The sequence below is a fragment of the Dyella sp. 01N36 genome (assembly GCF_056399745.1).
Genome location: NZ_JBFTRY010000009.1, coordinates 1 through 23,774, shown reverse-complemented (window position 1 = coordinate 23,774; position 23,774 = coordinate 1). Strand labels below are relative to the sequence as shown.

Here is a 23,774-nt window from a genome sequence, read left to right as displayed (position 1 = left end):
TCTATTGAGAGTTTTCGCTGCATGCGAAAATTTGCCGCGACGCATCATTTCGCGCACGGAAATCCCCCGCATGCTTGGCATCGTCCGGATCGCGCTCACGCGGCCCTACACATTCATCGTTTTCGCCCTGACCATCCTCATCTTTGGTGTGATGTCGGCGGCACGAACGCCCACCGACATCTTTCCGGAAATCAATATTCCGGTGATCGCCGTGTCCTGGCAGTTCACCGGCATGACGCCCGACCAGATGTCCGGCCGCATGAACACGCCGTTCGAGCGCGTGCTCACCACGACCGTCAACGACATCGAGCACATCGAGTCGGAGTCGATCAATGGCATGGGCATCACCAAGATCTTCTTTCAGCCGGGCGTGAACATCGCCACGGCCAATGCGCAGGTGACGGCCATTGCGCAGACGATCCTGAAGCAGATGCCCGCCGGCGCCACGCCGCCGCTGATCGTCAATTACAACGCGTCCACGGTGCCGATCCTGCAGGTGGCGCTGTCCGGCAAGGGCCTGTCCGAGCAGCAGCTGGGCGACCTTGGCTTGAACCAGTTGCGTCCGCAGCTGGTGACGGTGCCGGGCGCGGCGATTCCCTATCCGTTCGGCGGCAAGACGCGCCAGGTGCAGCTGGACGTGGATCCGGCGGCGCTGCAGGCGCGCGGCCTGTCCACCCAGGACGTGGCGAACGCGCTGGCCAACCAGCAGCAGATCAGCCCGATCGGCACGCAGAAGATCGGCAAGTACGAATACGTGATGGAGCTGAACAACGCCGCCACTCACGTGGACGAGCTGGAAGACCTGCCGGTCAAGATGGTCAACGGCACCACGATCTATGTGCGCGACGTGGCCCATGTGCGCGACGGAGCCCCGCCGCAGACGAACATCGTGCACGTGGATGGCGTGCGCTCGACGATGCTGTCGATCCTGAAGAACGGCTCCACCTCCACCCTCGCCATCGTGGCGGGCGCGCGCCAGAAGCTGGTGGAGATGAAGGATTCGCTGCCGGACAACCTGACCATCAAGCCGATCGGCGATCAGTCGGTGTTCGTGCGCGCCTCCATCGATGGCGTGGTCCGCGAAGGCATCATTGCCGCGGCGCTGACCAGCTTGATGATCCTGTTGTTCCTGGGCAGCTGGCGCKCGACSCTGATCATCACCACGTCGATTCCGCTGGCGGTGCTGGGCTCGGTGTTCACGCTGTCGGCGATCGGCCAGACGCTCAACATCATGACGCTGGGCGGCCTGGCGCTGGCGGTGGGCATCCTGGTGGACRAAGCCACGGTGACCATCGAGAACATCAACTGGCACCTGGAGCAGGGCAAGGACGTCATCACCGCGATCGTGGATGGTTCGGCGCAGATCATCGTGCCGGCATTCGTGTCGCTGTGCTGCATCTGCATCGTGTTCGTGCCGATGTTCTTCCTGCCGGGCGTGGCGCGCTACCTGTTCGTGCCGATGGCGGAGGCGGTGATCTTCGCGATGATCTTCTCCTTCATCCTGTCGCGTACGCTCGTGCTGACCATGGCGAAATACCTGTTGCAGGCGCATCCGGCGACGGTGGACGAACATGGCCAGCATATCGAGCAGCCGGCGCCGAAGACGATGCTCGGCCGCTTCCAGCAGGGCTTCGTCAATCGCTTTGAGAAATTCCGTGCCGGTTATAGCGGCGTGCTGCATCTGGCGCTGGAAAACCGCAAGGTGTTCGTGATCGGCTTCCTCGCCTTTGTGCTGCTGTCGTTCGCGCTGTTGCCGGGACTGGGCAGCAACTTCTTCCCTGATGTCGACGGCGGCCAGATCCTTGTGCACGCACGCGTTCCCGTAGGCACGCGTGTGGAGACCACCGCGGCGGAATTTGCAGACATCCAGAAGGCCATCCGTCAGGTGATACCGCCGGACGAACTCGATGCCATGATCGACAACATCGGCCAGTATTCGAGCTCGATCAACACGATCTACAACAATACCGGCGAAGTGGGCGAGTCCGACGGCGATATCCAGATTTCGCTGAAGGAAGGTCATCACCCGAGCGCGGAATACGTGAAGGTCCTGCGCGAAAGGCTGCCGCGGTTGTTCCCGGGCACCACGTTCTCGTTCCCGCCGGCGGACATCGTCAGCCAGATCCTGAACTTCGGTTCGCCCGCGCCGATCGATCTGCAGATCCGCGGCAGGAGCCTGGAGAAGGACTTCGCGTACGCCAACATCCTGCTCAACAAGCTGCGCCAGATTCCCGGCGTGGTCGATGCACGCCTGCAGCAGTCGCAGGCGCAGCCGGCGTTCCGCATCGACGTGGACCGCACGCGTGCACAGTTGCTGGGCCTGACCGAAGGCGACGTGACCAACAGCCTGATCGCCGACCTTTCCGGTACGGCGCAGGTGGCGCCGACGTATTGGTTGAATCCGGACAACAACGTCACCTATCCGATCTCCGCCCAGGTGCCGCAGTACCAGCTGGACTCGCTGGCGCAGCTGAGCAATCTGCCGATCACCGCCAAGAGTGGCGGCAATCCGCAGGTGCTGGGCGCACTGGCCGACATCACGCGCACGCATCGCAACACCATCGTGAGCCAGTACAACATCCAGTCGATGGTGGAGATCTATACGGCCATTCAGGGCCGTGATCTTGGCGCGGTAGCCGGTGATATCCAGAAGGTGCTGGACGACACCAAGAAAGACCTGCCCAAGGGCGCGAACGTGGCGCTGCTGGGCCAGGTGCAGACCATGCACGACGCCTATTTCGGCCTGTTGTTTGGCCTGCTGGGTTCGGCGGTGCTGGTGTATCTGCTGATCGTGGTGAACTTCCAGTCCTGGACCGATCCGTTCGTGATCATCACTGCCTTGCCTGCGGCGCTCGCCGGCATCGTATGGATGCTGTTCGTCACGCACACCACGTTGTCGGTGCCGGCACTCACGGGCGCCATCATGTGCATGGGTGTGGCGACCGCCAACTCGGTGCTGGTGGTGAGTTTCTGCCGCGAGCGCCTGGCCATCCACGGCGACGCCACGCTGGCGGCGCGCGAGGCAGGCTTCGTGCGCTTCCGTCCGGTGCTGATGACCGCGCTGGCCATGATCATCGGCATGGTGCCGATGGCGCTTGGCCTGGGCGACGGCGGTGAGCAGAACGCACCGCTGGGTCGCGCCGTGATCGGTGGCCTGCTGTTTGCGACCACCGCCACGCTGATCTTCGTTCCCGTCGTTTTCTCCATTGTGCATGCGCGTTACAAGCACGCGCCTGACGCTGATTCGGCTGACCATGCCGGAGTACCCGCCCATGTCTGAACATACCCAGCTTCCTGAGGTCCACTTGTCGCCGCGTCGTCTGCGACTGGCCGCCGTGATCGCTGCCGTCGTCTTCGGCTCGATCGTGGTGATCGGCGTGACCACCCGCATCGTGCAGGCGCGCAACCTGCACCAGTGGACCGACGAACAGGCCATCCCCACCGTCGTCATCTCCGAACCCGAATCCGCCAACGGCTCCTCGCCGCTGGAACTGCCCGCGCAGATGGATGCGTTCACCAACGCTCCGATCTTCGCGCGCACCAGCGGTTACCTGAAGTCGTGGGACAAGGACATCGGCGCGCAGGTGAAGGCGGGCGATGTGCTCGGGGTCATCGATACGCCCGATCTTGACCAGCAACTGCTGCAGGGTCTGGCCGACCTGGCCAGTGCCAAGGCCAATGCCGCGCTCGCTGGCACCACGGCGAAACGCTGGCAGGTACTGCGCCAGACCGATCCCGATTCGGTCTCGCAGCAGTCGGTCGACCAGTTCAACGGCGATCTCGCCGCCAAGCAGGCACTGGCCAATTCGGCGCAGGCCAACGTCGATCGACTGAAGGCGCTGAAGTCGTACGCCAGGCTGGTAGCTCCGTTTGATGGCCGCGTGACCGCCCGCAACACCGACGTGGGCGCGCTGATCACCGCTGACACCAGCGGTACCGGCACGCCGCTGTTCACCGTCTCCGACACCAGCAAGCTGCGCGTGTATGTGCGCGTGCCGCAGGTGTATGCACCGGCCATCCATCGCGGCGACGAAGCCACGCTCAGCGTGCCTGAGTATCCGGGCAAGTCGTTCACCGCCAAGGTGGAAGCGGACGCCCGCTCGATCACGCCGACCTCGGGCACCACCCTGGTGCAGCTGCTGGTCGACAACCCCGACGGCAAGCTGCTGCCGAGCAGCTACGCGAGCGTGAGCTTCAAGATCGGTTCGGGCGCACTGGGTCTGCGCGTGCCGGCCGAAGCGCTGATCTTCGACGACAAGGGTCTGCATGTCGCCACGCTGGACGCGAGCGATCACGTGCACTTCAAGAAGGTCACCATCCGCCGCGACTACGGCAAGACCATCGAAGTGGGCTCGGGCCTGGTCGGCAATGACCGCGTGATCATCAACCCGCCGGACGGCCTGGCCGATGGCGACGAAGTGCGCATTGCGAAGAACCCGCAGGCGGGCAAGCCTCATGACAAAGCGTAAGTACATCGCCACGAAACTCGCCGTGACGGTGGCGGCTACGTTGGTGCTGGGCGCCTGTTCGATGGCGCCGACGTACAAGACACCGGACGCACCGGTGGCCGATCAGTATCAGCAGCAAAACGGTCCGTGGACGCCGGCACAGCCGGCCGACCAGTTGCCGCGCGAAGACTGGTGGAAGCTGTACGGTGACGATCGCCTCAACGGGCTCGAGGACCAGCTGATCGCGCACAATGCCGATCTCGCCGCGGCGCTGGCCAGTTATCGGCAGTCGCGCGACGTGCTGGCCCAGGTGCGTGCTGACTTGTTTCCGCAGATTTCCGCGGGCGCGGGTGCGACCCGCAATCGCCAGTCGCTCAACTCGCCGCTGCACGGCACGACGTCGCCCGAGTACTACAACCTGAATTCGGTCCAGCTGCAGGCCTCGTACGAAGTGGACCTGTGGGGCCGCGTACGCGACAACGTGGCAGCCGGACGCGCAGAGGTGCAGGCATCGGCAGCCGATCTCGCCTCGACTCGCCTCAGCCTGGAAGCGACGCTGGCCGATACCTATCTGCAGCTGTTGGGCGCCGATCGCCAGATCGACCTGTTGCAGAGTACGGTGGACGCCTATCAACGCGCGCTGCAGCTAACGACCACGCTGCACGCTGGCGGCGCGGTCTCCGGACTCGACGTGGATCGCGCGCAGACGCAGCTGTCGTCCACCAAATCCGCGCTCTCGCAGGCCAAGGCGCAGCGTGAGGTGTTGCAGCACGCGATTGCCGTGTTGGTAGGTCAGTCGGCATCCACCTTTGCGATCGATGCGAAGACCGATCTGCCGGCTCTGCCAACGGTCCCGGTCGGCATACCGTCGACGCTGTTGCAGCGTCGTCCGGACATCGCCGCGGCCGAACGCCGTACGGCGGAGGCGAACTCGCAGATCGGCGTGGCGCGTTCGGCGTTCTTCCCGTCGCTGACCTTGAGCGCGGCCGGCGGCTATTCCAGCGGCGCCTGGGGCAACCTGCTCAATGCGCCGAGCCAGATGTGGGCGTTGGGTCCGAACCTGTTGCTGAGCGTGTTCGATGGTGGCCTACGTCGCGCCAAGGTGGCGCAGGCGCACGCGGCGTTTGACGAAGCCAGTGCGCAGTATCGCGGTACCGTGCTCAGCGCCTTCCAGCAGGTGGAAGACAACCAGTCGTTGATCAATAACTTCGGCAATGCCTTGGTGGATCAGAACGACGCCACCAATGCGGCCGACAAGACGCTGAAGCTTTCCACTGCGTTGTACAAGCAGGGGGCCAATAGTTATCTCGACGTGGTGACGGCGCAGGTGGATGCGCTCAATGCGCATCTGAGTTTGTTGTCGCTGCAGACGAATCAGCTGCGGGCGAGCGTGCAGTTGGTGCGGGCGTTGGGTGGTGGGTGGACGAGTGATGATATTGCGACGGATCACTTGGCGGCAGACGCTAAGGCGCAGGGCCTCAAGTGATTTCTCTGGCGTGATTTGGATTGCCGGCGTTTGATCGTCATCCCGGCGCAGGCCGGGGTCTAGAGCCTCGGTGTTTGGTTGTCGCCTCGAGGCCAGGGTGCCGCCTACGCGGCGGGCGTTTCGAWCGGCTGCCGCCGCTCGAGTCACTTTTCTTTTGCTGGCCCACGCACGCGCAGGAGCGCGTGCGAACGGCGAAGCCGGCCCGAAGGGCGGAGGGCAGGATGCCCGGAGTAAAAGAAAAGTAACCCAAAGAAAATGGCCTGATAACGCCCGCAGCATCGTGCTGGGATAAGCCCGAACGCTCGAGGYGCGTCGTGATCGGACAACCTCCGAGGGTACACAGGGGATACTCCAAAGCGCTGCGCAACGCGCCCTAATCCCTGAGGACTTAAAGCGGAGGCTCGCTTCGCATTGCCCTTTGTTTGCCAGGTTTCGCGGTGCATTGCACTTCTCCCTCTCCCCTGTGGGGCGAGGGTTGGGGTAAGGGGCGGGTGCTCGCGGTAACGTTGCTATCTGCTTGAAGCACTATCCGCACCGAACCCCAAGTCCTACCCTTATCCCATCACATCCCCAACGACACCCATGTCCGAACCCACTCGCGAAGCACGTGCCGATGCCCTGCTGGATGCCATGCAGGAAGAGCGCACGCGCCGCTTGAAGATTTTCCTTGGCGCAGCGCCGGGTGTGGGCAAGACCTACGCCATGTTGTCTGCGGCGCGGGAGCTAAAGCGCCAGGGCATCGATGTGGTGATTGGTCTGGTGGAGACGCATGGGCGGCAGGAAACGGCTGCGCTTCTCGAGGGGCTTGAGCAGCTGCCGCGCCGCAAGGTGAATTACAAGGGGCGCGACTTCACCGAGTTCGATCTTGATGCGGCGCTCGCGCGACGCCCCGACATCATCCTGGTCGACGAACTGGCGCATACCAACTTGCCGGGCGGTCGCCATGAGCGTCGATGGCAGGATATTGCCGAGCTGCTCGAAGCGGGCATCGAGGTGTATTCCGCGCTCAATGTGCAGCATCTGGAAAGTCTCAACGATCAGGTGCGTCGGATCACCAACGTCACCGTGCGCGAAACGGTGCCCGATGCTTTCCTTGATCGTGCACGCGACATCGTGCTGGTCGACCTGCCGCCGCGCGAGCTGATCCAGCGCTTGAAGCAAGGCAAGGTCTATGTGCCCGAGACGGCGGCGGCGGCGCTCGATGCGTTCTTCTCGCCGACCAACCTGGTCGCCTTGCGCGAGCTGGCGGTGGATACCGTTGCCGGTCATGTGGACAGCGATCTGCGCGAACATATGCTCGCGCGCGGCGGCGCGATGCCGGTGCGCCGGCGCGTGCTGGCCGCCATCGATGGTCACTCGCAGAGCGAGTATCTTGTACGTATCGCTCGCCGCATTGCCGAACGGCGTGGCGCACCGTGGAGCGTAGCCTTCGTCGATACGGGCGCCGCTTTGGACAAGGCGCGCAGCGAGCGACTGGATGCGGCCATGGGTCTCGCGCGTCGGCTCGGTGGCGATACGGTGATATTGCGCGGTCACGCCATCGCGGATGAACTCATCGCCCATGCCGATCGCGAAGGCATCGGCCAGATCATCCTTGGCCGTACGCGCGAACGTCCGCTGGCACGCATGCTCGGCCGTTCGCTGACCCAGCTGCTGTTGCGTCGTGGCGCGCATCTGGAACTCACCATCATCGCTACGCCGGCCGAGCGGGCAAAGTCGCGGCTGCGCCTGCGTATGCCGGGAGGGTCCGGACGTCGCGGCGAATACATCTATGCGACGCTCGCCACGCTGGTGGCATTCGGGTTGTCGTTCATCGCCGACCGTTACCTGTCCGTCGCCAACCTCTCACTGATCTTTCTCACCGCCGTGCTGGTGGTGGCCGTGAGGACGCGCATGGCGGTGGCCGTCTATACGGCGTTGTTGTGCTTCATCGGCTACAACTTCTTCTTTGCGCCGCCACGCTACACCTTGATGATCGCCAACTTCGACGATGTGCTGGCGGTCAGCCTGTTCCTCGTCGCCGCCCTGGTGGCGAGCCGCCTGGCTACCAAGCTGGCCAGTCAGGTCGAGTCCCTGCGCACCGCCCATGCGCAGGCGCGCGCCCTGCTCGCGCTCGGGCAGCGGCTTTCCACCAGCACCGATGCCGAAGGTATCCGACGCGTGGGCGCTTCGGCGCTGGCGCATGTCATGCGCTGTGAGGTGGCGGTGTTGGCGCGCGACGCGAGCCAGGTGTTGCGCGTGGTGGCGTCGTCGCCGCGTGATTTCGATCTGACCTCGCAGGATCTGGGTGCGGCCGAGTGGAGCGAAAAGCACTCGGAGCAGGCGGGCCGCTTTACCGACACGCTCAACGCGGCGCCTTGCTGGGTGTTGCCGCTGGGCAGCGACGACAATCATCTGGGCGTCGCCGCACTGCGCCTACCCGCGGGGCAGGGCGAACCGTCCACCGACGAGCGCAGCCTGGCACTGACCATGGTGCAGGACATCGGCCAGGCGCTGCAGCGCGCACGCTTGGCCGAGGAACTGGAGGGCGCGCGCGTGCAGGGCGAGACCGAGCGTTTGCGCAATGCGCTGCTTTCCTCGGTGTCGCACGACCTGCGTTCGCCGCTGGCCTCGATGATTGGTTCTGCCGGCACGTTGTCCAGCTATGGCGACCAATTGCCGCCCAGTGAACGCCAGGAATTGCTGGAAGCCATTCTTGGCGAAGGGCAGCGGTTGGACCGTTACATCCAGAACCTGCTCGACATGACCAAGCTCGGTCACGGCACGCTCAAGCTCAATCGCGACTGGACCGATGCCGCCGAAATCGTCGCCGCGGCCACCACTCGTTTGCGCAAGCTGTTTCCCGACCTCAAGGTCGACATTGAGCTGCCGCCGCAGACCTTGCTGCTCTACGTGCATCCGGCCCTGATCGAGCAGGCCTTGTTCAACATCCTGGAGAATGCCGCGCGCTTCTCGCCGCCGGGCCAGGCCGTGCGCGTGGTCGTGCGTCCCAAGGGCGAGCAGATACAGATCGATGTGGTCGATCGTGGGCCGGGCATCCCGGAAGACGAACGCGCCCGCATCTTCGACATGTTCTACTCCGTATCGCGCGGCGATCGCGCGCCGCAGGGCACCGGCCTTGGCCTGGCGATCTGCCGCGGCATGATCGGCGCGCATGGCGGCAGCGTGGAGGCCTTGCCGGGCGACGGCATTGGCACCACCATTCGCATCACCTTGCCGCTGCCGGCGCCGCCGACCAACCACGCATGACCTCCGCCGCACGTGTCCTGGTCATCGACGACGAGGCACAGATCCGCAAGTTCCTCGACATCGGCCTGCGCGCCGAGGGCTACGAGGTATTGCTCGCGGCCAATGCAGCGGAAGGCCTGGCCCTGGCCGCGACGCGTTCGCCCGATCTGGTGATACTCGACATCGGCTTGCCGGACCGCGAAGGGCATGAAGTGCTCGCCGAGTTGCGCCAGTGGACGCACGTGCCCGTCATCATGCTTTCCGTTCGCGATTCGGAAAGCGAAAAGGTAAAGGCGCTCGACGCCGGCGCCAACGACTATGTGACCAAGCCTTTCGGCATCCAGGAGCTGATGGCACGCCTGCGCGCACTGCTGCGTACCCGTCAGGGTGAGCCCGAAGCGATGCAGCGCTATGACGACGGCAGGCTCGTCATCGACCTTGGTCGGCGCGAAGTGTGGCTCGAGGGCGCGCAGCTCTCGTTGACGCGCAAGGAGTACGCCGTGCTCGCGCTGCTGCTGCGCCACGCCGGTCGCGTGGTGACCCAGCAGCAGCTGCTGCGCGAGATCTGGGGCGCCACCCATACCCACGACAGCCACTATCTGCGCATCGTGGTGGGCAAGTTGCGCCAGAAGCTGGGCGACGACCCGACCACCCCCCGCTGGCTCAAGACCGAGCCGGGGGTGGGCTACCGGTTTATCAGCGGGGTCTGAGCCGCCTGCTCGGGTGTCGCAGCCCCTGAGAGCGCTTAGTGATCTGATTCCCGGACGTTTTTTCGTCCACCCCGCACGTTGGGGCAGGGCGAAGGCTGGCTCGATTCACGGTTCCCCGGCGCAGGTCAATCCTGTCTTCCGCGCCCGGGGCACGGTTATGATGGCCGCCGGACCAACATCCCGGTGCTGACTGCCCAAGAACGCAGCGCCGGCTCACAGAGGAAACCCATCCATGGCACGTGGCATCAACAAAGTCATCATCGTCGGCAACCTCGGCGCCGATCCGGAAACCCGCTACACCGGCAATGGCACGGCCATTACCAGCATCCGCATCGCGACTTCCGAGAACTGGACCGACAAGCAGAGCGGCGAGAAGCAGGAACGCACCGAGTGGCACCGCGTGAAGCTGTTCGGCCGCCTCGCTGAAATCGCCGGCGAATACCTGAAGAAGGGTCGCCAGGTGTATATCGAAGGCTCTCTGCGCACCGACAAGTACACCGACAAGGACGGCGTCGAGCGCTTCAGCACTGACATCATCGCGGCCGAAATGCAGATGCTCGGCGGCGGTACGGAAGGCGGCGCGGCCGGCAGCGGCGGCGGCAACTTCCAGCGCGCCCAGGGTGGCGGTGGTGGTGGTGGTGGCGGCCAGCAGCGCCAAGGCGGCGGCAACTACGGTGGCGGCCAGGCCCGCGGCGGCGACAATTTCGGCGGCGGCTCGCGTGGTGGCGACAACCAGGGCAACCAGCAGCGCCAGTCGGCTCCGCCGGCACAGAACAACAGCTTTGATGACGACGATATCCCGTTCTAGGGCATACCCTGGAACGGCCAGACGGTCTTGAAGCATGAACCCCCGATTTTTCGGGGGTTTTGCTTTTTTGCGACTGGCGTTTTCTGCGCCGGTGGCGATGCGTTCGTCTCGCCTGGCGACGGAGCGCCGTCAAGATCCATGATCGCGAACGCTCAGCGGCGGATCTCGTGCCGCTGCGCACCCAGATGCGTGATGCCGCATTCAAGAACATCGCCCACCTGCATGAAGCGATTCTTGCCGAAGCCGACGCCAGGGGGCGTGCCTGTTGCAATCAGGTCGCCCGGCAGCAGCGTCATGTGGGTCGAGAAATAGGCCAGCATGTCGTTGATGGAGAAAAGCATGTCGCCGGTGTTGCCCTGTTGCTCATAGTTGCCGTTGAGTTTGGTCCACACATCGAGCGTCATGCCGTCGATACCGGTGGTCAGGTACGGGCCCACGGGGGAATAGCCGGGGCGCGACTTGGCGCGTACCAGATGCTGCTGGCCTTGCTTGTCGACCTGGGTATCGCGATCGGAAACGTCGTTGATGCACACGAAACCGAAGATATGGCCAGGTGCATCCCCGGCCGTGATATCGGTCGCTTCGCGCCCGATCACGATCGCCAGTTCCACCTCCCAGTCAAGTTTCACATTGGGATTGGGGCCGCGCGAGATCGGGTCATTCGGGCCTGACAACGAACTGGTGGCTTTCATGAAGACTTCCGGCTCGGTCGGCGGCGTCATCTTGAACTCTTCGATGTGCTTGCGGTAATTGAAGCCGGTAGCGGCAACCTGGCGAATATCCGCGATGGGCGAGAGGAAGCTGAAGTCGCCATCGACAGGAGAGAGGACGGTCGTATCGACCGCGTTCAAAATGCCGCTGCCAATGGCATCCGCGGTGATGTCAGGCAGGATCGGACGAAGATCCAGGTGCTTGCCATCCTTCAGGATGACCGGGACGACGCCGTTGCTGGTGAGGACTCGCGCAAACTGTTGCATGGTCAAATCTCCACTGATCGATGGCTACGTTCCGCATGGCGGACGTGAGCGAGGCTAAGCATGGCTCTGGATAGGCAGACGATGCACCCAGTGCTCGCCTGGTGAAAAAGTTACGGCGTCGAGCTATAACTGTCCAAGACCGATTTCTTAGCGTAGCCATAATCTGGGGGTTATAGGTGACCGTCCTGCGCCATGTCCGCTATCTCAAGGCGGTTGTCGAGCATGGGAGCTTTACCCGCGCGGCCCAGGCGCTGCATGTTTCGCAGCCAGCGCTGTCACAACAGATCAAGGAGCTGGAAGAGCGCGTGGGCGCGCAACTGCTCGACCGTTCCGGCCGCAAGGTCCGCGCTACGGATCTGGGAGCAATCTACCTTCAACATGCGGCGCGCGCCTTGGAGGAGTTGGATCAGGCGACGCGTGCGGTCCGCGATGTCGAGGATCTTTCCACGGGAACATTGCGACTGGGCGTGACACCCAGCGTCGCCAGCTATTTCATCGGGCCGGTGCTTCAGCGCTTCCGCAAGCGCTACCCCGGCATAACGCTGACGGTCCGCGTTTCATCGCAGGAAGTCATCGAGCCGGCACTGCGTGACGATGCGCTGGATCTGGGCATAGGCTTTGGAGACCTTCCCGCGGAAGACATCGAGGCGACGCCGTTGCACGAAGAGCGTCCCATGTTGATCGTCGGCAAGGGGCATAGGGACGCGCATAAAGCGATGGTAACGGCCAAGGAGTTGGCACAGATGCCCTTGGCCATACTCGATACATCGTTCTCCACGCGCAGGCTGGCTGACCAGTATTTCCATGGGAAGAATCTTCGGCCGACCATCATCGTCGAAGCAAACTCGATCGAGGCTCTGATGGAGATCGTGCGCCACAATGACCTGGCAACGCTCCTGCCAGCCAATGTCGTACGGCCGGGGCTCGTGTCGATAAAACTGCAGCCCGCACTGGGGGCGCGTCGCGCTGCTCTGCTGCGCCGCCGTAGTGCCTATTGCTCTGGAGCGACGCGTGCCTTCATTGCCATCGCGCAGGATGTCGCCGAAGGATTTGTCGGGAAGTAGGGCGGCTCAAGGACGGGTGGCCTCGGGCACCCGATCCTCTCAGGGACGCGCGCTCAGCCGCGCTTGCGCTTGCTGGAATAAATCGGACCGCGGCCCGGTTATGTGGATAGCGCCTGGCATCGAAGGGCTTGGCGCTCAGTCCATTCGACAAGGTCCCTATCCCCATGCTGGTTCCCGTATCTGCCGCCCCAAGCTACACACGCACCGCCAAAGTTCTGCATTGGCTGGTGGCTCTGTTCATACTGACTAACCTGGTCATCGGGCTGCGGATGGAGCGATTCCCTGGCTACTCTCACAAGTCGCCGGAGTGGAACAGCATCTTGTTCTGGCACGGCTCGATCGGAGCAGTCGTGCTATGGCTGGCGGTAGCGCGGATCATCTGGCGTCTGGGCCACCGACCGCCGCCGCTGCCGGGCAGTATCCCGTCCTGGCAGGTGGGGATAGCGCACAGCGTCCATGGCTTGCTTTATCTGGCCATGCTGGTGCTACCGCTTGCCGGCTACGCGCATCGCGTCGCCGGTGATCACCCGGTCAGTTTTTTTGGTCTATGGAATTGGCCAGATCTTTTCGCCCCCAGCGAGTCGCTGCGCGTTCTGTTCGGGACCATCCACGTCGATCTCGCTCTGGCGCTCGGCGGCCTTCTCATCCTTCATCTCGGCGCAGTCCTGAAGCATCTGCTGATCAATCGCGATGGCGTAGCCAAACGGATGTTGTGATTGGCTGCAAGTGACGTTCGCCTGCTGCCGCATTAGATCGCACGAAATTGAAGGGAGGGTCGAGGCATGCGCTACCGAAACAGTCTGGGATTGCGTGACATCGCCTCACTCAAGGCGTTCTACAGCGACATCCAGCCGATGCGCACGCATGGGGCGAAGCCACTGGCGAGCGTACTAGCTAGATCCGGTGTCGACGTCTTCTTGGTGATAGCTGGATTCATCATCTACCACGTCACGGGGCGATCGGCAGCACAGGTCGCCATCGCGAGCCACGCATGGGCGTTCCATCAGTTCGCAAAAAGGCGGATCGGCTTACTCAGGTGCCACTTGCTGAAGGGAGCATCGGCGCGCTGCAGATAGCGTCAGCGATCGCGTGGGGTCAACGCATTGCCTGCGTTCCACCAGCGCTGGGCTAGATCGATGATGACGTGTAGTGGATCGGTGCCACTCACGCTCAATACCCGCGGCTCCGCCGTTGGAGATTCGAGATCACGGAACTGGCTCTCAACCAACGTAGCGGGCATGAAATGACCGGAGCGAAGGCTGACGCGCTCGGCGGCGGCTTCGGGTGATACTTCAAGATAGACAAAGCCGAGCTCCGCCACGCCGGCGCGCAGCGTATCGCGATAGCGGCGCTTGAGTGCCGAGCAGGCGAGGACGGCGACCTGGCCGGTGGCCGTGACACTGGCGAGCTCCGCGGCCAACTGCTCCAGCCAGCCCTGGCGGTCGGCATCTGTCAGCGCGATGCCGGCCTTCATCTTTTGCACGTTGTGTTCGGGATGGTAGGCGTCGCCTTCGATCATGCGTGCGCCGATGCGTTCGCTCAGGGCGGCGGCAACGCTGGTCTTGCCGCAGCCGGAGACGCCCATGACGACGATTGCGCGCATCGGGTTTTGCATGCATGACATCCCGTGACTGAGTGGTGGCCCGCGTCGCGCCGAGCTCCCCGAGGATACTGTGACCAACACCACCATTGTCATGCACAGGCCATCGAAGTCACGAAGCCGTCATAACACCCCCCTAGGCTCCGTGCCGTCTGAGTGCCGTAGCCTTCCTCGGCGAACACGGTCGAAGGAGGAGCGGTGCGGGAAAAGCATGGGGCGTGGTCGGCGTTGTTCGCGGAGAAGGGCGCGACGCTGAGCAAGTACTTCCTGCGCCGCGTGGCGCATCGCTGGGATGCGCAAGACCTCGTGCAGGAGGTTTATCTGCGCCTGTTGCGGATCGAGCCGGCGGATGCGGCCAATATCCGCAGCCCGGAGGCCTATCTGTTCACGGTGGCCGCGAACCTGGTGAAGGAGCATGCCGTGCTCCGCCAGCAGGCGCCGCTGGGCAGCGATGAGCTGGAGCAGGTGGTGGAGCAGCTGGCTGCACCCACCAATCTCGAAGCGGACATGGACAGCGACCTTCGCAAGCAGCGCCTCGGCGTGCTGATCGATCGCCTGTCGCCCAAGTGCAAGGCTGTGCTGATCATGCATTACCGCGACGAGATGTCGTATCGCGAAATCGCCGATCGCATGAGCATCTCGACCAGCATGGTGAAGAAATACGTCGTGAAGGGCCTGGCGGCGTGCCGGCAAAGGATGGCCGACTATGAATAATTCCTCGCAATTTGACGCCGCCCGGCAGGCGCGTCGCATCACCGAGCAGGCGGTGTCCTGGTATATCGAGCAACAGGAGCCGTTGACGGAACGCCAACGCGTGGCCTTCCTCGGCTGGCTGCGCGCTTCGCCGCGCCACGTGGCGGAGTATTTCGCGGTGGTGCAGATGCACGGCGACTTCAAGGCCGCGGCCGCGCTGAAGACGCTCACGGTCGAGCAGCTGGTGGATCAGGCTGGCCGCGATAATCCGGTGGTGATGTTTCCCCTGGTGGGCAGCGCCATTCGCAAGGAAGACGTGGCGCGGCCCGGACGGGCCCGTCGGGCGGCGATGCGTGTGGCCGCACTGGTGGCGGCGGTAGTGACGGCATGGTTTGGCGTCGGTTACTGGCGCGATGCCAACGGCCTGGTGGAGCGGAGCTTCAAGGGCGACGTGGCGGCGGTACGTGCCGTCACCTTGCCCGACGGCACCCTGGTGCAGCTGGATCGAAACAGCGTGATCGACGTGCATTTCGATGGACGCTTCAGGCGCATCGAGGTGATCAAGGGCAACGCGTTGTTCGACGTGGGCAAGGATGCGCGTCGACCCATGCTGGTCAACGTGGGCGGCCATGTGTTGCAGGACATCGGCACCGTCTTCGATGTGAAGCGCGATGCCAGCGGCGACACGCTCACCGTGATCAGCGGTCGCGTGCGCGTGCTCAATGCCGCCGATGAATCGAAGCAGGGCGGGCTCGCGGCGCTGTTGAACGCCGATCCGGTGGCGGATCTCACCACGGGGCAGCAGATTTCGCTGAATGTCTCGGGCGCGATCATCAAGCAGCCTGCGCAGGTGGCCAAGGTCACTGCGTGGCTGCCATCGGAGATTCGCTTCCAGCACGAAACCATCGGCAACGTGGCGAGGCGCTTCAATGCCTACACGAGCAAACCCCTGGTGATCGAGAACGCAAGCATCGCCGATGAACGTATCAGCGGCATCTTCCACGCCAACAATCCGCAGGCGTTCGCGGCCTACCTTGCCACGCTGCCGGATGTGCGCGTCGTGGAAGAGAGCAACCGCGTGCGCATCGTCGCCTCGAATCAAACTGACACGAAAGCCGGGCGCCTGTAAGAAAAGATTCATGCAATCGGAGGTGCCCGGTTGCGCAAAACGAGGCTCTTGAAAGGTATAGGCCGAAAAAAACGCAGCAAGCGTCACAGACCGGCCAGTCATCTACCTCACTCAAGGTTGTTACTCCTCATGCGCAATCGATTGGCATTACAAATCGCCCTCGTGCTCGGCGTCACTCTTCCGCTGGCCACGTTCGCCCAAGCCAACGCCACGGTGCACACCAGCGCCATCGCAGCGATGCCGCTGTCCAAGGCGCTGGAGAATTTCTCGCACGAAGCGGGCATGCAGGTGGTCTATGGTTCGGAGATCTCCGACACCATCCGCAGTCCCGGTGCCGACGCCGGTCTGCCGCCGGAGCAGCAGTTGCGTCAATTGCTGGCAGGCACGGGCCTGAGCTACCGCCTGGTCACGCCGAACACGGTGACGATCGTCCCGGGAAACGTGGCAGCCAATGCGGGCAATCCGGCCTCCGCTGCGGTGACGACGGCCGGTAGTGCAGGCGTTGCAGCGGCGAGTGATGCGACGGTCGCGTCCGGCAATGGCAAGACGACCAAGGATCTGGATCAAGTCGTGGTGACGGCGCGCTCCGGCGTGGATGAGCGCACCAAGGCCCAGACCAGCTACTCGATCACCACCATCGACGAAGATCGCCTGCGCATGCAGAACCCCACCAGCGTCACCGAGGCGCTGAAGTCGGTGCCGGGTTTCTGGGTGGAAGCGTCGGGCGGCGAAGCGAGCGGCAATATCCGCGCCCGCGGTATTCCGGTGGACGGCTTTGGCTCGGTGAACCTGCTCGAAGACGGTATTCCGGTGCAGCACGATCCGGCGCTTGGTTATCTCAATGCGGATCAGGCGTTCCGCCTGGATGAAACCATCGATCGCATCGAAGTGGTGCGCGGTGGTCCGTCGTCGATCTTCTATTCGAATGCGCCGGCCGGCGCGATCAACTTCATCCCGCGCCAGGTGGGTGAATCCGCCGAGGGCCTGGTGAAGTACACCTTGGGCAACTACGGRCTCAACCGCCTGGACTTCTGGTATGGCACGCCGATCGGCGATGGCTGGAAGCTGAGCACCGGTGGTTTCTATCGCCAGGACAACGGCATCCGCAGCCCGGGCTTTACCAACGACCAGGGTGGCCAGCTGCGCGCCACGCTGTCCAAGCAGTTCGAGAACGGCAGCCTCAGTTTCGATATCAAGCGCCTGGACGACAAGGTCGCGCTGGACCTTGGCATCCCGATGTATCGCAATGCCAGTGGCGACCTGCAGGCCGTGCCGGGCTTCAACGGCAACTACGGCACGCTGGCCGGCCCGGAGACCGAACACATCCAGATGATCCAGGGCAACGGCAGCCTGTACAACTTCGACAACAGCCTGGGCACGCAGGTCAAGCGCACGCAGTTCACGGTGAAGTTCGACTACAACCTGGGCGACGGCTGGAAAATTGCCGAAGACCTGCGTTACAGCGATACGGATACCGTGCGCAACGGCGTCTATCCGAATGCGGTGCAGACCACGGGCGATTTCTTCACCACCGCACAAAAGCAGCTCACCAAGTACTACCCGAACGCCGCCGGCATGCAGCTGCAGTATGTGGACAATGGGCAGGCTTACAATGCCAGCCCGAACAACGGCCTGGTCGTGACCGGTGGTCTGCGCGGCATCACCATGCCGATGAACGAGTTCACCAGCGACACGCGCCTGCTGCGCAAGTTCGAATTCGGCGACCAGACGCACGATGTGACGTTTGGCTACTACTACGCGCACTTCAACCAGAGTTTCGACCGCTATTCGTCTACCGCCATCCTCACGGCGACCGACAATGCGCGCCTGCTCGACGTGGTCGCCGTGGATGCCAACGGTAACGCACTGGGCAAGCTGACCAACAACGGCATCTATGGCTACGGCTACGAGTGGGCGCATGCCAGCGGCACATCCAGCACCAATGCGTTCTACGCGTCCGACGAATGGCAGATCAACGACCAGCTGCGCATCGACGGTGGTGCGCGCTGGGAGCGCGTGAACACCACCGGCTGGACGGAGCTGTCGCAGAACGTGAATCTTGGCACGCCGCCGACCAACAATATCCTCACCGGCACCGGCCAGTTCGTGGATTACGACCACAGCTTCAGCAAGCTGGGCTGGACCTTGGGTGCGAACTATCAGTTCAGCGAGCACCAGGGCGTGTTCGCGCGTTACACCTCAACCTTCCGCCTGCCCAACCTCAGCTCGTACATCACCACGCCGACCGCCACGCCGATCACGCAGACGATGATCTTGCCGGAGATGGGCTACAAGTACAGCAACCGTTACATGGATGCGTACGCCACGCTGTTCTACACCAAGTACAACAACGTCAGCTTCAGCAACTACGTGTTCGATCCGAACAGCGGCGTGTCGACCCCGCAGACGGGTTACGCCAACACCGAAACCTACGGTGTGGAACTGGAAGGCACGTTCTATCCGTCCAAGTATTTCGACGTGCAGTACACCGCGACCGTGCAGGATCCCAAGTACAAGGGGCTGACCTATACCACGGTGACGGCGGGCGCGCCGGTGCTGCTGGACTATGACGACAACCAGCTGATCCGTGTGCCAAAGAACAGCTTCCGCGTGGTGCCGGGCGTGAACCTGTTCGACGACAAGCTGCGCCTGCAGATGTCGTACGAGTATGAAGGACGGCGCTATGTGGATACGGCCAACTCGGTGGTGCTGCCGCAGTACCACACCATCGGTTTGAGCGCGCGCTACCAGATGACGCCGGAGTTGTCGTTCTTCCTGTACGCCGACAACCTCAACAACTCGCTCGGCCTCACCGAAGGCAACCCGCGTGCCGGCGAACTGGCGAGCAGCGATGCGACCAAGAGCGTGTTCATCGCACGACCGCTGCTCGGTCGATCGTTCCGCGCCTCGGTCATGTACCGGTTCTGATCTCGTTTGACGTCCTGCGCGTCGCTCCGCATGGCGGCGCGCGGGACGGTTGTCCTGTTTCGGGAAGCAAGCAATGAATGAGAGTACGCGTGGCCGTCTTGGGTATCTGGCGTTGGTGGCGCTGTGGCTGGCCTTGCTGGGCGTGGCGTGTGCCACGGAGAGCGCGCCGGACGTGGTGTTGCACGGCGAGTTGATCGGCAGCGACAACCATAGTTACCGCGAGGTGCCGTTCCAGGTGCCGGCGGGCGTCAATCGCATCACCGTGCAGTTCGAGTCTACAGGGCGCGCCGAGCACACCACGATCGACCTGGGGCTTGAAGATCCCGATGGTTTTCACAGCCAGCAAGGACTGCGCGGCTGGACGGGCGGTAGCAAGCAGCTGTTCACCGTGGGCGCGGTCGATGCGACGCCGTCATTCGCACCGGGTCCAACCCAGCCGGGACGCTGGGCGCTACTGCTCGGTATCCCCAATATCCGTCCCGCGTCGAAGGCTCAGTACACGGCCAAGATCTGGTTTGGCCATCCGGGAGATCCGGCGTGGTTGCCTGCCGTGCTCAATCCACCGCTGCGCAAGGAGGCCGGCTGGTATCGTGGCGACTTGCACATGCATGGCGCGCATAGCGATGGCAGTTGTCCCACGCAGAGCGGCGACGGGCGTGCACCGTGCCCGCTGGTCTTCACCGTGGAAGATGCCGCCAGGCGCGGACTCGACTTTATCGCGCTGAGCGATCACAACACGGTGTCGCAGGCCAACGACATCCGCGAACTGCAGCCGTACTTCGACCATCTGTTGCTGATACCTGCGCGCGAGGTGACCACCTTCCAGGGGCACGCGAACCTGTTCGGCACCACCGAGCCGCTGGATTTTCGCCTGGGCAGCAAGTCCGTGCCTGACTGGAATGCCTTGCTGACGCAGGCTGAAGCTTTGCACGGCGTGTTTTCCATCAACCATCCCATCCGTCCCAACGACGAAACCTGCATGGGTTGCGGCTGGACGCCGGAAAAGCCGGTCGATATGCATCTGGTGCAGGCCATCGAGGCGGTCAACGGCATCGACGCCAGGAGCCCGCAGCACACCGGCATTCCGTTTTGGGAGGAGCAGCTTAACCACGGCTACCACCTGACCGGGATCGGCGGCAGCGACAACCACAATGCGAAGGTGGCCTTGCCGTTTCCCGGCGGCAGCATGGCGATCGGTCTGCCGACCACGGTGGTTCACGCAAGCGAGTTGTCGATGAAGGCCATCCTTGATGGCATTCGCGCCGGGCATGTTTTCATTGATGTGCAAGGCACCCGCGACCGGGCGATCGATGTCGTGGCGACCGTGGGTGAGCATTCCGCGGAAATGGGCGATGCGTTGAGCGCGCCGGCCGGAAGCACCGTTCGCATCACGATGCATGCCGACGCGTTGGATCAGGCGCATGCGGAGATCATCGTGGATGGAAAGCCCTTCCAGCCAAAGGAAGATCTGGCCATTCGTGAAGCGAAGCAGAGCTTGTCGTTCGATTGGAGCAGCGATGGAAGGCGACACTGGTTGCGCGTCAATGTGCGTGGCGCCGATGGCAGCCTGTTGATCGTCGGCAATCCGATCTACCTCAATTGATGGCGCGCATGGCCGCAGTCAATCGCTTCCTCCCGGCCCTGATTAGGTAGAACTACGGAGGCATGATCCGGGCGGCTTGTCTCAAACTGGTGCAAGCACCACTCGTTGGATGACGAGGATTGAGGCCATGAAAGCGCTCCTGCTGTCGACCGCGATGGTGACCAGTCTGGCTCTTGCGTCGGCGGCGACGTGGAGCACTGCTCTCGCGGCACAAGCGTCAAGCCCCAAGGATATCCAGCAACGCACGATTGCCCGGCGGGCGGCTGAGGCGGTGATCTGGGGCATGCCGGCAGTCAACTATCAGTTGATGCAGGATGCGTTCGAGAAGCTGCAGGGCGGTGGGAACCAGGTCGCCTATTGGTCGCGGCCGGTCAACTGGAAAGACCAGACGCTCACGCCCAATCCCGACACTATTTATTTCATGCCGTTCTACGACACCAGGAACGGCCCTGTCGTGATGGAGATCCCTCCGGCCGAGGAGGGCGCAACCATTACGGGTAGCGTGGACGACAGTTGGCAAAACGCGCTGGAAGATGTGGGCCCGGCCGGTGTCGACAAAGGCAAAGGCGGCAAGTATCTGATCCTTCCGCCGGGGTACAAGGACAAGGTACCGGCGGGCTATATTCCGATGCCGTCCGACACCTATCGCGGTTTTGCCATCCTGCGCTCCAACCTCAAGAGCGGCAGCGACGCCGATATCGACAAGGCTGTGACGTACGGCAGGCGCGTCAAGTTCTATCCGCTGTCGACGGCCAACAAGGCTGGCGGCGCCGAGACCAGGTTCGTGGATGTGTACGACAAACCGTTCGATGCCACCATCCCTTATGACAGTCGATTCTTCGAGGCATTGAATCGCTTCGTGCAGGCCGAGCCCTGGATCACACGCGACAAGGCGATGATCGACATGCTCAAGTCGCTGGGCATCGAGAAGGGCAAGTCGTTCAACCCTTCCACCGAGACCAGGCAGGCCTTCGATGCAGCTGCGCTGGAGGCGAAGGCGGCGATCGATCTGGGATACGAGCAGGCGTTCGTCCCGCCGTTCTTCGACAACACCCATTGGGCGTTGCCCGCCGCGCAGGACACGCTGGCAGGGATGATGACCACCTTCAGCAACCCCGATAGCTATCCGATCGATGGCCGCGCCGTGATTTACTCCATGGCGTATTTCAGCACCAAACATCTGGGCGCCGGGCAGTTCTATCTGCTGGCGATCAAGGATGCCCAGGGCAAACGCATGGAAGGCGGGAAAAACTACCGCCTGCATGTGCCGGCCAAGGTGCCTGTCAAACTCTATTGGTCGGTGACGGCGTACGACGGCGAAAAGCACGCACTTATCCGCAATATGCGCTGGGCCAGCCGCGGTTCGAATACGCCGGGCCTGCAAACCAATGCCGATGGATCGGTCGATATCTATTTCGGCCCCAGGGCGCCGGGCGGGAAGGAGGCCAACTGGGTTCCTACCGATCCCGCGCGTCCCTTCGAATTGCTGTTTCGCTTCTACGGGCCGGAGAAGGCGTTCTTCGACAAGCTCTGGAAGTTGCCGGACGTCGAGCCTCAGGCGTAAGGGCCTGCGACACCGACGCAGACAAGAGCGGCGACCTGGACAGCACGGGTCAGCCCAGGACTTATTCGTCGCGGGTCGGCGCGACCTCGCGAGCATCTTCTTGCGTCCCGAGTCTCCTCGACAGCGAACGCCGCGCGATACAGCACAAGGGACGTGCCGAGTAATTTTACGTACACCACGTACGTAGTCTCTCGGATTGTCAGACCCCTCCAAATTCGCGACCGTGATGGCTGGCGCGCTGCCTCTGCGCCGGGGCGCCCAGCCTAGGCTGCGCCCATCACGGATCTCAGCTGCCAGCTTGCACGGCGGCCGCTTGATACAGCGAAGGATCGGATATGTCGGGAGTAATTCGAATGCACGATCTAGTCCGCGCCGGCGGGACGCCGGCACGCAGGACGCTTGCCTGTCGCTGGGCGGCACTCTGTCTGCTCGTCGCCATGGCTTGGACCAACGCCTGCATGGCCGCGCAGGATCCCTTGCCTTCGTGGAACGATGGCGCGACCAGGCAGCAGATCGAGAGCTTCGTCAAGAAAGTCACCACCGACGGTACGCCCGATTTCGTGGAGCCGGCAAAACGCATCGCGGTGTTCGACAACGACGGCACCTTGTGGGCGGAGCAACCGGCCTACTTTGAATTCTTCTTTGCGCTGGACCAGGTCAAGGCTCTGTCGCCGCAACACCCGGAATGGAAGACCACCGAGCCATTCAAGTCCGCGCTCGCGGGCGACATGAAGGGTCTCGCGGCATCGGGTGAGAAGGGCATACTCGAACTGGTGGCGGCCACGCATTCGGGCATGACCACCGATGAGTTCGCGCGCAACGTGAACCAATGGGTGTCCACGGCCCGGCATCGGAAGACGCATAGGGTGTTCACCGAGATGGTGTACCAGCCGATGCTCGAGTTGCTGCACTACCTGCGCGACAACGGCTTCAAGACGTACATCGTGTCCGGCGGCGGACAGGATTTCATGCGCGCCTGGGTTCCGGCGGTGTACGGCATTCCGCCGGAACAGATCATCGGCAGCCAGGGCGAACTGAAGTACGAGATGCAGAACGGCAAGCCTGTGCTGATCAAGCTGCCCAAGGTGGCGCTGATCGACGACGGCCCCGGCAAACCTGTCGGCATCCAGCGCTCGCTCGGCGTCAAACCCATCTTCGCCTTCGGCAACTCCGACGGCGACCAGCAGATGCTCGAGTGGACGGCCTCGGGCGATGGTGCGCGCTTTGCGGGCCTGGTCCATCACACCGATGCGGCGCGCGAGTGGTCGTACGACCGCCAGTCGAAGATCGGCAAGCTCGACAAAGCACTGGATGAAGCCACGGCCAGGCACTGGACCGTGGTGGACATGAAGAACGATTGGAAAGTTATCTACCCCGCTGAAAAGCAGTAGCGCAAGAGACGGCGCAGGGCATTGGGCGCCGTTGCGGCATGAACGATGTGTCACCGTTGGCTGCCTTGCGCAGTCGTGAAGCACATGAGGAGGTTCCCATGTTTCGCCCGTGGCAGCGCAGCAGATTGTTGACATCGATCACCAC

Annotated in this window: 16 protein-coding genes; 14 read left to right on the top strand and 2 right to left on the bottom strand. The window is 63.1% G+C overall.

Annotated elements, in window-relative coordinates; genetic code table 11:
• The first annotated feature begins 70 nt into the window (after nt 1-70).
• The 6 genes from AC1DMG_RS03840 (at nt 71) to ssb (ending at nt 10,680) form a co-directional block, all read left to right on the top strand.
• The gene (locus AC1DMG_RS03840) at nt 71-3,280 is read left to right on the top strand and encodes an efflux RND transporter permease subunit (RefSeq protein WP_477180188.1); all 3,210 of its coding nucleotides are present in this window, start codon (nt 71-73) and stop codon (nt 3,278-3,280) included.
• Nucleotides 3,273-4,469, top strand: coding sequence for an efflux RND transporter periplasmic adaptor subunit (locus AC1DMG_RS03835; protein ID WP_441604998.1), 1,197 nt, complete (start codon nt 3,273-3,275; stop codon nt 4,467-4,469). Before AC1DMG_RS03840 ends, AC1DMG_RS03835 begins: the two co-directional genes overlap by 8 nt.
• The gene (locus tag AC1DMG_RS03830; protein ID WP_441604997.1) at nt 4,456-5,934 is read left to right on the top strand and encodes an efflux transporter outer membrane subunit; all 1,479 of its coding nucleotides are present in this window, start codon (nt 4,456-4,458) and stop codon (nt 5,932-5,934) included. Before AC1DMG_RS03835 ends, AC1DMG_RS03830 begins: the two co-directional genes overlap by 14 nt.
• Before the next feature lie 582 nt (nt 5,935-6,516).
• The gene (locus AC1DMG_RS03825; protein ID WP_477176677.1) at nt 6,517-9,183 is read left to right on the top strand and encodes an ATP-binding protein; all 2,667 of its coding nucleotides are present in this window, start codon (nt 6,517-6,519) and stop codon (nt 9,181-9,183) included.
• The gene (locus tag AC1DMG_RS03820; protein ID WP_477176678.1) at nt 9,180-9,872 is read left to right on the top strand and encodes a response regulator; all 693 of its coding nucleotides are present in this window, start codon (nt 9,180-9,182) and stop codon (nt 9,870-9,872) included. The genes AC1DMG_RS03825 and AC1DMG_RS03820 overlap by 4 nt, the downstream gene beginning before the upstream one ends.
• Nucleotides 9,873-10,104: 232 nt before the next feature.
• Entirely contained in the window at nt 10,105-10,680 is a 576-nt protein-coding gene (gene ssb / locus AC1DMG_RS03815; protein WP_477176679.1) for a single-stranded DNA-binding protein, read from the top strand.
• Nucleotides 10,681-10,832: 152 nt separating this feature from the next.
• Here the strand turns inward: ssb and AC1DMG_RS03810 are convergent, their stop codons facing one another.
• Nucleotides 10,833-11,657, bottom strand: a complete 825-nt coding sequence (locus tag AC1DMG_RS03810) for a fumarylacetoacetate hydrolase family protein (protein WP_477176680.1) — start codon at nt 11,655-11,657, stop codon at nt 10,833-10,835.
• A 176-nt stretch (nt 11,658-11,833) separates the two neighbouring features.
• Between AC1DMG_RS03810 and cynR the strand changes: the two genes are divergently transcribed.
• Nucleotides 11,834-12,721 carry a transcriptional regulator CynR gene (gene cynR, locus AC1DMG_RS03805; protein WP_477176681.1) on the top strand — a complete coding sequence of 296 codons (888 nt, stop codon included), beginning with the start codon at nt 11,834-11,836 and terminating at the stop codon, nt 12,719-12,721.
• A gap of 164 nt (nt 12,722-12,885) precedes the next feature.
• Nucleotides 12,886-13,437 (top strand): cytochrome b, encoded by a 552-nt coding sequence (locus AC1DMG_RS03800; RefSeq protein WP_477176682.1) that lies wholly within the window; start codon nt 12,886-12,888, stop codon nt 13,435-13,437.
• A gap of 362 nt (nt 13,438-13,799) precedes the next feature.
• Here the strand turns inward: AC1DMG_RS03800 and AC1DMG_RS03795 are convergent, their stop codons facing one another.
• Nucleotides 13,800-14,324 (bottom strand): gluconokinase, encoded by a 525-nt coding sequence (locus tag AC1DMG_RS03795; protein WP_477176683.1) that lies wholly within the window; start codon nt 14,322-14,324, stop codon nt 13,800-13,802.
• 195 nt (nt 14,325-14,519) lie between these two features.
• On the opposite strand from AC1DMG_RS03795, the gene AC1DMG_RS03790 reads away from it, so the two are divergent.
• The 6 genes from AC1DMG_RS03790 (at nt 14,520) to AC1DMG_RS03765 (ending at nt 23,629) form a co-directional block, all read left to right on the top strand.
• A complete protein-coding gene (locus tag AC1DMG_RS03790) occupies nt 14,520-15,035 on the top strand; it encodes an RNA polymerase sigma factor (RefSeq protein WP_441605266.1) in 516 nt (171 codons plus the stop codon).
• Nucleotides 15,028-16,143, top strand: a complete 1,116-nt coding sequence (locus AC1DMG_RS03785) for a FecR family protein (protein WP_477176684.1) — start codon at nt 15,028-15,030, stop codon at nt 16,141-16,143. The genes AC1DMG_RS03790 and AC1DMG_RS03785 overlap by 8 nt, the downstream gene beginning before the upstream one ends.
• A 129-nt stretch (nt 16,144-16,272) precedes the next feature.
• A complete protein-coding gene (locus AC1DMG_RS03780) occupies nt 16,273-19,071 on the top strand; it encodes a TonB-dependent receptor (protein ID WP_477176685.1) in 2,799 nt (932 codons plus the stop codon).
• A gap of 73 nt (nt 19,072-19,144) precedes the next feature.
• Nucleotides 19,145-20,674 carry a CehA/McbA family metallohydrolase gene (locus AC1DMG_RS03775; protein WP_477176686.1) on the top strand — a complete coding sequence of 510 codons (1,530 nt, stop codon included), beginning with the start codon at nt 19,145-19,147 and terminating at the stop codon, nt 20,672-20,674.
• A 127-nt stretch (nt 20,675-20,801) separates the two neighbouring features.
• Entirely contained in the window at nt 20,802-22,238 is a 1,437-nt protein-coding gene (locus tag AC1DMG_RS03770; protein WP_477176687.1) for a DUF1254 domain-containing protein, read from the top strand.
• Between the two features lie 353 nt (nt 22,239-22,591).
• Nucleotides 22,592-23,629, top strand: coding sequence for an HAD family hydrolase (locus tag AC1DMG_RS03765; RefSeq protein WP_477180187.1), 1,038 nt, complete (start codon nt 22,592-22,594; stop codon nt 23,627-23,629).
• Nucleotides 23,630-23,774 lie beyond the last annotated feature (145 nt).